Below are 9,791 nucleotides of genomic sequence, written 5' to 3' on the forward strand. Positions count from 1 at the left end.
CGTGCGCGCCGCGGAGCCGGTCGGTCGGGCGGTGAGGGCTGTTGCTTCGCCGGTTGCCACGAGCGCGTCTGCGGTGGCGGGAGCCGTGCGCGCCGCGGAGCCGGTGGTTCGGGCGGTGGGGGCTGTTGCCTCGCCGGTCGCCGCGAGCGCGGCTGCGGTTGCCGAGTCGGTGTCGGGCTCGGCGGTGCCGGTGGCGCGTGCGGTGGGAGCCGTTGTCGCGCCGGTGGGTGAATCCGCGGGTGAGGTGGCGCAAGTTGTGCGTGCCGCGGAGCCGGTCGCCCGGGCGGTGGGGGCCGTTGCCTCGCCGGTCGCCGCGAGCGCGGCCGCCGTTGCCGGGCCGGTTGCGCGGGCCGTGGGTGCTGTAGTCACGCCAGTGGGTGAAACCACCGCCGCGGTGGTGGCGCCCGTCGCCGGTGTGGCAGCGCCGGTCGCGCGTGCAGTCGGAGCCGTTGTCGCGCCGCTGGGTGAAACCACGACCGCCCTTGTAGCGCCGGTTACCGGTGTGGTGGCCTCGGCTGAGCCGCTGACCCGTGCCGTCGGAACCGTGGTCTCGCCGGTGAGCCGCACCGCGACCGCCGTCATCGCACCTGTGGTGCGTTCGGCCCTGCCCGTCATCGAGCCCGCCGCAAAGGCGCTCCTCCCGCCGCTGGCCAAGACCGCCGCCACACTCGTCGAGCCGATCGTCTCCGCGCTGCCCGTCTCCGCCCTGACCAGCGTCGTCAAGCCGGTGACCGGGGCCACCTCGCCCGTCGTGGGCGACCTCCTCGATCCCGTTGCCGGCGGGGTCGGGCGGCCCATCGTCGCCCCCGTGACCGAGGCCGCCGCGGCCGGCTTCGTCGTGCGGCGGGCTACCCCGTTGGCTGCAGCGGTGATCAGCCCGAAGCCGGAGCAAGCACAGCTGCCCGCCACTCCGGCTCTCGGGAAGATCGCCCGCGCCGTCGTGCCCGGGCGCACCTGTGCCACGCCGGCCTCACCGCGGGCGCACAGGACCACGGCCCACCGCTCCAGCGCCGGCAGTCATCGTCCCGGGGGCACCCCGGCGCAGCCCGGCGCGCCCGTGTCGTCGTCCGATGTCGCCACCAGCGCCGGGTCCGGCATTCCGCCCGCCTTCCTGACCGCGGGCCACGCTCCGCACCACTTCCGTGCGTCCCCCTGGGCGCACGGGGACTTCGTGCCGCTGTGGCGGCCTTGCGAACCGGGCACCGGGCCCGGCTAGTCCCGATCCGATCTTCCGCCCGTCGTGTGCTCCGCGGCGCGATCCGCGCTGCCCGCGACCGCCGAACTCGAATCGAAAACCAAGCGTGGAAGAGGGACGAAATGGAAGCGAGCGTGTTCGACCTGGGGAAGGTCCGAAGAGACGCGGTGGTCACCGTCCGCCTGGACGCGATGGCCAACGTCAGGCTGCTGACGGCGGTCAACTTCCAGGCCTACCGGCGCCGGCAGTACTACCGGATGCACGGCGGGGTGGCCACCGCACCGATGTTCAAGATCCACATCCCGGCCAACGCCCACTGGTTCCTGGTGATCGACGTCGAGGGCCTCGAAGCCCGCCCCCTGCGTCCGCGGGTGAGCGTCGAACCCGAAGCGGCTGTCACCGCCAGGGCGCGCCCCCGGTGACCTCCGGCGGCCCCGATCCCGCGGTCGGGGCCGCCGCCGATCTTCGCCGGGTCGGTGGGCGGCTGCGGGGTACCCGGCCGGGATGCAGACGTTCCTGCCGTGCCCCGACTTCACCGCCAGCGCCCGCGCGCTCGACCGCCGCCGCCTCGGCAAGCAGCGCGTGGAGGCGCTGCAGGTGCTGCGCGCGCTCGTGATCCCCGGCTACGGCTGGCGCCACCACCCGGCGGCGAAGATGTGGACGGGGTACGAGGAGGCCTTGACGCGCTACGGCCTCGAGGTCTGCGCGGTGTGGTGCGAGCTGGGCGCGGCGGACACGTGCGCGGTGAAGCTGGGGGAGGAGTTCGCCCGGTCGGTGGGCGAAGCCGAGGTCCGGACGCAGCCGGAGCTGACGGCGGCGGGTGACGTGCCGCCGTGGCTGGGCGACGAGGCGGTCCACCGCAGCCACCAGTCGGCGCTGGTGCGGAAGGACCCGGAGCACTACGGCGTGCGGTTCCCGGGGGTGCCGCCGGACCTGCCGTACGTGTGGCCGCCATCGGACCGGCCGAGCCGCACGGCTTGATCCGCCCGCGGCGGGTGGCGGGGTGCCGCTGGGGTGGCTGAAACGGTGCGGACCGGCTGGGCGGCCTCGGCTATCCGGGGTCGCCACGAGTCTGCCCGGCGCCGCCTCCGGACGGCCGGGGCCGCCACGAGACTCCCCCCGGCTGCTGCTCCGCCGGCCCCGGCTCGGCGCCCCCGCGGGGTCGCCGGAACCCCAGACTGCTCGGCCCGAACCAGCCGAAACCGCAGCGGACCTGCGGCTCCACTGGTCCGCACCCTGCCCCACCGCCCACCTTCGGCGGATTTACAACGTTGTACCAACGATGTAAAAAAGTCCCTGCCCGGCTCGCCCGCCGTTGGAAGGGGCCACCGATGTCCTCGGGAAACCGCGACCAAGACCGACAACGCGATCACCTCACCCGCCGCGACCTGCTCCGCCTCGCCGGCGGTACCGCCGCCGCCGTCTCCGCTGCCCTCTGGCTGCCCGGGACCGCCTCCGCCGCCGGGACCTTCAGCCCGATCCGGCCGCCCGCCACGCCGCTGATCGTCCGCTCGCCCTACCTCTCCACCTGGCAGCCCGCCGACACCCTGCCCGGCACCTGGTCGAGCTTCTGGACCGGCCACGTCACCGCCCTCTGCGGCATCGCCCGCATCGACGGCACCGCCTACCTCTTCGCCGGTGCGCCCGGCAGCCCCGCCCCCACCCCGATGACGCAGCTCAGCCTGCAGGTCACCGGAACCCGCTCGATCTACGTCCTCACCGGCGGGGGTGTGAACCTCACCGTCACCTTCTTCTCCCCGGTCGACCCGGCCAGCCTGCAACGCCAGTGCGTCCCCTTCGGCTACGTCACCATCCAGGCCGCCAGCGCCGACGGCCGCGCGCACGCCGTCGACCTGCACTTCGACACCTCCGCCGAGTGGGTGCACGGCAACTCCGCCACCCCCGTCGGCTGGACGCAGCAGCAGACCGGCGGCTACACGCTCCTCAGCTGCGCCCCGGTGAACCCCGGCGTGCTGCAGGAAAACGGCGACCAGGCCAGCTGGGGCTCCCTGGTGCTCGCCGCACCGACGTCGGGGACCACCTGGCAGATCGGGCAGGACACCGTCGTGCGCGCCGCCTCGGCGAACCAGGGCACGCTGAACAACACCAGCGACACCGCGCAACCCCGGGCGATCAGCGACCGCTGGCCCGTGCTGGCCTTCGCCAAGAACCTCGGCACGATCCCCGCCGGCGGCACGGCGAGCCCCTTCACGCTGGCGATCGGGCACGTCCGGACCCCCGCCGTCCGCTACCTCGGCACCGACCTCCGTCCCTGGTGGACGCACTACTGGGGCAGCTGGCAAGACATGGCGGTGTGGTTCGCGAACGACTACGCCGCCGCCCTCGGCGCCGCCACCTCGATCGACCAGCGGCTGCACGACGACGCCGTCGCCGCGGCGGGCGGCGGGAGCACCGGTGAGCATTACGCCGGGATCTGCGCGCTCGCCCTGCGCCAGGCTTTCGGCGGCACCGAGCTGGTCGACCGGGGCGGCGCGCCCTGGGCGTTCCTCAAGGAGATCTCCTCCAACGGCAACATGTCCACAGTGGACGTCACCTATCCGGCGTTCCCGGCCTACCTCCACCTTTCGCCCGCCTACCTGCGCCTGCTGCTGGAGCCGCTGCTCGACTACGCCGAGCGCGGCGGCTGGCCGATGGCGTTCGCCGAGCACGACCTCGGCACCCACTACCCGGACGCGACCGGGCACAACGACGGCAACGAAGAAAGCATGCCGGTCGAGGAGTCGGCCAACATGCTGATCATGGCGGCCGCGCTGGTGCAGCGGCTACCGCAGGCCGACGCCGTCGCCTTCGCGAACACCCACTACCGGATCCTGCGGCAGTGGGCCGAATACCTGGTCGGCAACACCCTCGACCCCGGCTTCCAGAACCAGACCGACGACTTCACCGGCTTCATCGCCCACAGCGCGAACCTCGCCCTGAAGGGCATCATCGGCGTCGGCGCGATGGGCGTCGTCGCCGCCGCGGCCGGGAACGCCGCCGACGCCCAGCGGTACCGCTCGACCTCGCGCAGCTACGTCAGCCAGTGGGTGACGCTCGCCGAGGACGGCCAGCACCTGCGGCTCGCCTACGACCAGCCCGGCACCTGGAGCCTGAAGTACAACGGCTTCGCCGACCGCGTGCTCGGCCTCGACCTGGTCCCGCTCGGCGTCGCGGCGCAGGAAGCCGCCTGGTACCAGGGCCGCGCCGGCGCCCACGGCGTCCTGCTGGACCCGCGCAACAACTACACGAAAGCCGACTGGGAACTGTGGACCGCGGCCTGGCTCGCCGACCAGCCGGCCATCCGCACCACCCTGGTCGAAGGCGTCTACAGCTACGCGAACACCACGCCCCAGCGGGTGCCGTTCAGCGACTGGTACGTCGTCGCCGACGCCACCCAGCGCGGCTTCCAGGCCCGGCCCGTCGCCGGTGGCTACCTGGCCCTCCTGACGCGCCCGGCCGCGTCGACGACCGTCTGGCGGAAGCTGCAGAACCAGCGCTCGGGCAAGGTCCTGGCCGTCTCGAACATGTCGCTGGCCGACACCGCCGAGGTGACGCAGTGGTCGGACAACGGCACCGCCGACCACCTCTGGGCCGTCGTGGACAACGGCGACGGCACGGTCCGGATCGTCAACCGCAACAGCGGCAAGGTCCTCGCCGTGCACGACCAGAGCCTCGACAACGGCGCCCACGTCCAGCAGTACCGCGACAACGGCACGCCGGACCACAACTGGCGGATCGTCGACGCCGGCGGTGGCTGGTCGAAGCTCGTCAACGTCCGCAGCGGCAAGGTGATGGCGGTCGACCAGCAGTCCACCGCGGACGGTGCCCAGGTGACCCAGTGGGACGACAACGGCACGCCGGACCACCTGTGGCGGTTCGCCTGACCCTCGTTTGCGACACTGGCGCCCGTGTGCGCCGACTTCACCCGGATCCGCCGGTTCCTCACCGAGCGCGATCCGCCGACCCCGTGCCTGGTCGTCGACACCGACGTCGTCGCGGCCCGGGCGCGGGAGTTCGGCGCGGCGTTCCCCGGTGCGCTGATCCGGTACGCGGTCAAGGCCAACCCGGCGCCGCCGGTGCTCGACGCGCTGGTGGCGGCCGGGGTCGGCTTCGACGTCGCCGGGCCGGCCGAGCTCGAGCTGTGCCTCGGCCGCGGCGCCACCCCGGCGGACATCGCGTACGGCAACCCGATCAAGAAGCCGCGGGACATCGCCTTCGCGTTCGACCGCGGCGTCCGGGAGTTCACTTCGGACGCCCCCGCCGACGTCGACCACCTGGGCCGGTACGCGCCGGGCTCGGCGGTGTCGATCCGCGTCGTGCTCGACGCGCCGGACTCGGCGACGCCGTTCGGCCGCAAGTTCGGCTGCGCCCCGGCCGAAGCCCTCGACCTGGTGCTGCGCGCGGCCGCGCTCGGGCTGCGGCCCGGCATCGCCTTCCACGTCGGCTCGCAGCAGCCGGACGTCGCCGCGTGGGAGATCGGCATCGCCACCGCGGCGAAGCTGTTCGGCGAGGCCGCGGCCCACGGCGTCGCAATGACCCGGCTCAACCTCGGCGGGGGCTTCGCGACGGCCCACCGCACGGCCGTCCCGTCCTTGACCACGTACGCGGCGACGATCGCGGCGGCTCTCCGCACCGCCTTCCCGGAGAGCCGCCCGGAGCTGCTGCTCGAGCCCGGCCGGGTGCTCGTCGCCGACGCCGGCCTGCTGCGGACCGAGGTCGTGCTGGTCGCGCACCGGGACGAGCGGCGCTGGGTCTACCTCGACATCGGCCGGTACAACGGGCTCGCCGAGGCGGAGAACGAAGCCATCGCCTACCGGTTCGAGCCGGTGGACGCCCACGACGGCCCGGACGGGCCGGTGGTGCTCGCCGGGCCCACGTGCGACGGCGACGACGTGCTCTACCAGCGGACGCCGTACCGGCTGCCGCTTTCCCTGCGCGGCGGCGACCGGCTCGACCTGCCGGGGACCGGGGCCTACACCGCCAGCTACGCGTCGGTGGGGTTCAACGGGATCGAGCCGCTGCGCACGTACTGCCTCGGGAGGTGGGGAGATGCCTGACGTCGGCCGGTTCACCGGGCGGCACGTGCTCGCCGAGCTGCACGGCATCGACTCGGGCCTGCTCGACGACCCGGTGCGCCTCGGCGAGCTGCTGCGGGCCGCCGTGACGGAGGCGGGCGCGACGGTCCTCGACGTCGTCGCGCAGCGGTTCGCGCCGCAGGGCGCCACGGTGATTGCGCTGCTGGCCGAGTCGCACGCGTCCGTCCACACCTACCCGGAGCACGGGTCCCTCTTCGCCGACGTGTTCACCTGCGGGGAACGCGCCGATCCCGAGCACGCCCTGCGGCTGCTGGCCCAGTCGCTGGACGCCGCGCCGGTCCACCTGTCGGTCCTCCACCGGGGAGAACGCTGATGCCCCTGATCCACGAACCGGTCGGCGACGGCCTCACCCGCGTCTGGGAGGTCGGCGATGTGCGGTTCCACGAACGCACGCCGTACCAGGAGGTGCTGATCGGGACGACCGCGCAGGGGGTTTCGCTGTTCTGCGACGGCGAGCGCCAGAGCACCGAGGCGAGCCAGCTGGTGTACCACGAAGCCCTGATGGTGCCCGCGCTGCTGCTGGCCGAGCGGGTGCGGCGGGTGCTCGTCGTCGGGTCGAGCGAGGGGGTCGCGAGCGAGCTGGCGGTCGACGCGGGCGCTGCGCACGTCGATCACGTCGACATCGACGAACAGGCCGTGCGCGCCTGCGCCGAGCACCTGCCCTACGGCTACACCCCGGCGGCGCTGGCGCGGGCCGAGCGCGGGGACGGGCCGGTCCGAGTGTCCTATGAGGACGGCTGGGCCTTCCTGGCCGCGGCCGAAAGCCGCGGGGACACCTACGACGTGGTCGTGATCGACCTGCCGGACGAGAACACCGATCCGGCCGCGCAGCACAACCGCTTGTACGGCACGGACTTCCTCGCCCGCTGTGCGCGCCTGCTGGCGCCCGGCGGGGTGGTGACGTGCCAGGCGGGCTGCCCGACGCTGTGGCGCAACGAGACGCTGCGCGCGTCCTGGCGCCGGTTCGGCGAGGTGTTCGGCGCGGTTCTGTACTTCGGCTCCGACGAGCACGAGTGGGCGTTCCTGTCCGGCCGCGCGGACCCGGTCGAGGACCCGGGCGCGCTGGTGGCCCGCCGATTCGCGGAGCGGGGGTGCGCGGCGGCGACGCTGGACGCCGAAGCGCTGCTCGGCGGCTGCACCCCGCCCTTCTCCCTCCGTGCCAGTGGTCTGGACCAGACTTCTTGACCTTCGATTCCCCGAATTTCGAGCCCCGGGAAACGTGAAATAGCGGGAAATGGATTTCCCGCGCGCTCCGCTGTCGTGTTACTCCGTTCAGTGGCCGTCGAAAAGGTTGCGATCGCGCTACGATCCTCTCCGCGCGCGATCATCATCACCACCTAGGCACCGTGGCCCATTTGGAGGAGCGTCATGCTCGGTATGTCGGTCGTAGGCGCAATGATTCTGTCCACCCTCGTCGCACCCGTCGATTCCACGGCGGCCTCGGCCCCGAGCGAAAAGATCACGCTCGACATCAAGACGATCAACGGCTCCGGCTGCCCGGCGGGCACGGCCACCGCGTCGGCCGACGTCGCTTCCGACAACACGTCGTTCACGGTGCACTACACGAACTTCACCGCGAAGGCCGGCGGCGGCGCGTCCGCGCTCGAAGCCCGGAAGAACTGCCAGATCAACGTGCTCGTCCATGTGCCGCAAGGATTCACGTATGCGATCGCCGGGGCGGAGTACCGCGGCTTCGCGCACATCGAGAGCGGGGCGAGCGCGCTCGAGCAAGCCAACTACTACTTCGCCGGGACGGCGCCGACCGCCCGGGTGCGGCACACCTTCCCCGGCCCGTTCCACGGCGTGTGGCGGGCCACCGACGTCACCGAGGTGGCCGAGCTGGTGTTCGCCCCGTGCGGGGAGAGCCGCAACCTGAACATCAATGCGGAACTGCGGGCGGACGCGGGTTCCGCATCCGGTGGCAGTTACATCGAAATGGATTCCGAACACGCGAGCGTGGACACGATTTACCACTTCGCGTGGAAGACCTGCTGATTCCAGCGGTCATTGTCGCGGCAAACCCGCTCACCGGAACCCCCAGCCGATGAGCGGGTTTGCCGCATCCTTCAGACGTGGGTGACCAGTAAAGTCACGCCCGCCTCGCCGCCGCAGTCGACGAACACGGGGCCGACCCCGTTGCCGATGTGCCCGGCCACGTTCGCCTTGGCGACGAACCGGTCCGGCCCGGACTCGAGGATCCGGACGTTCTCCAGGGCCGGCCGTTCCGGAAACCCGCCGAGCACCGACTTCAACCCCGTGCCCCCGCCGCAGTTCCCGGTGATCGTCACTTCCTGGCCGCGGTGCGTGGTGGGATTCGGGCTCACCCGGACCGTGGCCCGCGCGCCCTTCGGCGGCTGGTCTGCGTTCGTCATCGTCGTCTCCCTCGAACCCGGTTTCCGTCGAGCCGGATCTGCCCGGTCAGTCGCCGGGAAGGGCGGTCGAGGTTCTCCGCGGGCGGGATTGAGACGTGGATCACCCGGTCGGGGGAGCGGTCGTCGTCAGCTCCGCGCCGGACTCCGGTCGGATTCGGGGGTGGGCACCAAGCGGCACCGTCGTTCGAACCGCTCCATCAGAACGGTGGCGATCAGGACGGCCACTGGGGTGCTCACCGCGATCCACATGTAGGAAGAGCTACCCAGCGCCGCGCGCTCTCAATCGCCCGCGGACAGCCGGGTGATCAGGTCCAGCAGGCCGGCGCGGAAGGCGGCGTCGTCGCCCAGGCCGCCGAGCAGCGCGGGTTCGGCGCGGACCGCCTCCTCGTGCACGGCCCGGCCGCGTGCGGTCAGCCGCGTGAGCTGGCGGCGGCCGTCGGCCGGGTCCGCGGCCCGGCTGACGAACCCCGCCTTGGCCAGGCGGTCGAGCGTGCGGCTCATCGTCTGGTCGGTCACCTGGCAGCGCCGGGCCAGGGTCCGCTGGGGGAGTGGCCCGTCGCGCAGGGTGTGCAGCGCGATCAGGCCCGCGTGGGTGAGGCCCATGCCGTCGAGCACGGCCACCCAGCGTTGCTCCACCAGCCGTGCGGCCACGGCGAGCAGGCGGCCGGTCGGCCACGTGCTCAGGTCGGGTTCGGGGGCTGTGCTCACCGTCGCTGTGCTCGCCATCACTCGGGGATCGTCGGGCTCGTCGTGCAGAATGTTCAGCTTGCTGAACAATTGGGCGTGTTCGCGCTCGAAAGGACCTTAGCGACCATGAACGAGAACCCGCGCCGCCTCCGCTGGCTGATCCCGGCCCTCCTGGTGATCGCCTGGCTCGGCCTGGGCGGGTTCGGCGGACCGTTCGCCGGCAAGCTCAGCGAGGTCGCGAAGAACGACAACGCCGCCTTCCTGCCGCGCTCGGCCGAAGCCACCGAGGTCGCCGACGAGCAGAAGGCGTTCACCCCGCGGCAGGTCCTGCCCGCCACCGTCGTCGCCGAGCGCGCCGGCGGCCTGACCGGCGAAGACCAGCGGTTCCTCGAAGCCAAGGCGCGCGAACTGGGCAGCGTGCCCGGGGTGTCCGGCCCGCTC

General features: G+C 72.7%; 10 protein-coding genes and 1 pseudogene. 9 read left to right on the forward strand and 2 right to left on the reverse strand.

The genetic code is table 11. The features are described from left to right. From CCN39_RS22905 to CCN39_RS22940, 8 genes are all read left to right on the forward strand, one after another. On the forward strand, positions 1–1,216 hold a 1,216-nt coding region (locus tag CCN39_RS22905; RefSeq protein WP_208630321.1), incomplete at its 5' end, for a hypothetical protein. Positions 1,217–1,317: 101 nt separating this feature from the next. Further along, positions 1,318–1,617: a DUF1883 domain-containing protein gene (locus tag CCN39_RS22910; protein WP_086845161.1), complete on the forward strand. Its 300-nt coding sequence runs from the start codon at positions 1,318–1,320 to the stop codon at positions 1,615–1,617. A gap of 82 nt (positions 1,618–1,699) precedes the next feature. Continuing rightward, the gene (locus CCN39_RS22915; protein ID WP_086845163.1) at positions 1,700–2,176 is read left to right on the forward strand and encodes an MSMEG_6728 family protein; all 477 of its coding nucleotides are present in this window, start codon (positions 1,700–1,702) and stop codon (positions 2,174–2,176) included. A gap of 350 nt (positions 2,177–2,526) precedes the next feature. Then, the gene (locus CCN39_RS22920; protein ID WP_086845165.1) at positions 2,527–5,079 is read left to right on the forward strand and encodes a glutaminase domain-containing protein; all 2,553 of its coding nucleotides are present in this window, start codon (positions 2,527–2,529) and stop codon (positions 5,077–5,079) included. 24 nt (positions 5,080–5,103) lie between these two features. Further along, positions 5,104–6,252 carry a type III PLP-dependent enzyme gene (locus CCN39_RS22925; protein WP_086845167.1) on the forward strand — a complete coding sequence of 383 codons (1,149 nt, stop codon included), beginning with the start codon at positions 5,104–5,106 and terminating at the stop codon, positions 6,250–6,252. After that, positions 6,245–6,604, forward strand: a complete 360-nt coding sequence (gene speD, locus CCN39_RS22930; protein WP_086845169.1) for an adenosylmethionine decarboxylase — start codon at positions 6,245–6,247, stop codon at positions 6,602–6,604. The genes CCN39_RS22925 and speD overlap by 8 nt, the downstream gene beginning before the upstream one ends. Then, positions 6,604–7,476: a spermidine synthase gene (locus CCN39_RS22935; protein ID WP_086845171.1), complete on the forward strand. Its 873-nt coding sequence runs from the start codon at positions 6,604–6,606 to the stop codon at positions 7,474–7,476. The genes speD and CCN39_RS22935 overlap by 1 nt, the downstream gene beginning before the upstream one ends. A 183-nt stretch (positions 7,477–7,659) precedes the next feature. Continuing rightward, positions 7,660–8,286, forward strand: coding sequence for a DUF4360 domain-containing protein (locus tag CCN39_RS22940; protein WP_086845173.1), 627 nt, complete (start codon positions 7,660–7,662; stop codon positions 8,284–8,286). 71 nt (positions 8,287–8,357) lie between these two features. On the opposite strand, the gene CCN39_RS22945 is transcribed toward CCN39_RS22940, so the two are convergent. Further along, the gene (locus CCN39_RS22945; RefSeq protein WP_208630322.1) at positions 8,358–8,663 is read right to left on the reverse strand and encodes a hypothetical protein; all 306 of its coding nucleotides are present in this window, start codon (positions 8,661–8,663) and stop codon (positions 8,358–8,360) included. Positions 8,664–8,942: 279 nt separating this feature from the next. Further along, entirely contained in the window at positions 8,943–9,389 is a 447-nt protein-coding gene (locus CCN39_RS22950; protein ID WP_086845174.1) for a MarR family winged helix-turn-helix transcriptional regulator, read from the reverse strand. An 87-nt stretch (positions 9,390–9,476) separates the two neighbouring features. On the opposite strand from CCN39_RS22950, the pseudogene CCN39_RS22955 reads away from it, so the two are divergent. After that, positions 9,477–9,791: pseudogene (locus CCN39_RS22955) on the forward strand (MMPL family transporter); the annotation flags it as partial.

The sequence above is a fragment of the Amycolatopsis kentuckyensis genome, assembly GCF_002155975.1.
GTDB lineage: Bacteria > Actinomycetota > Actinomycetes > Mycobacteriales > Pseudonocardiaceae > Amycolatopsis > Amycolatopsis kentuckyensis.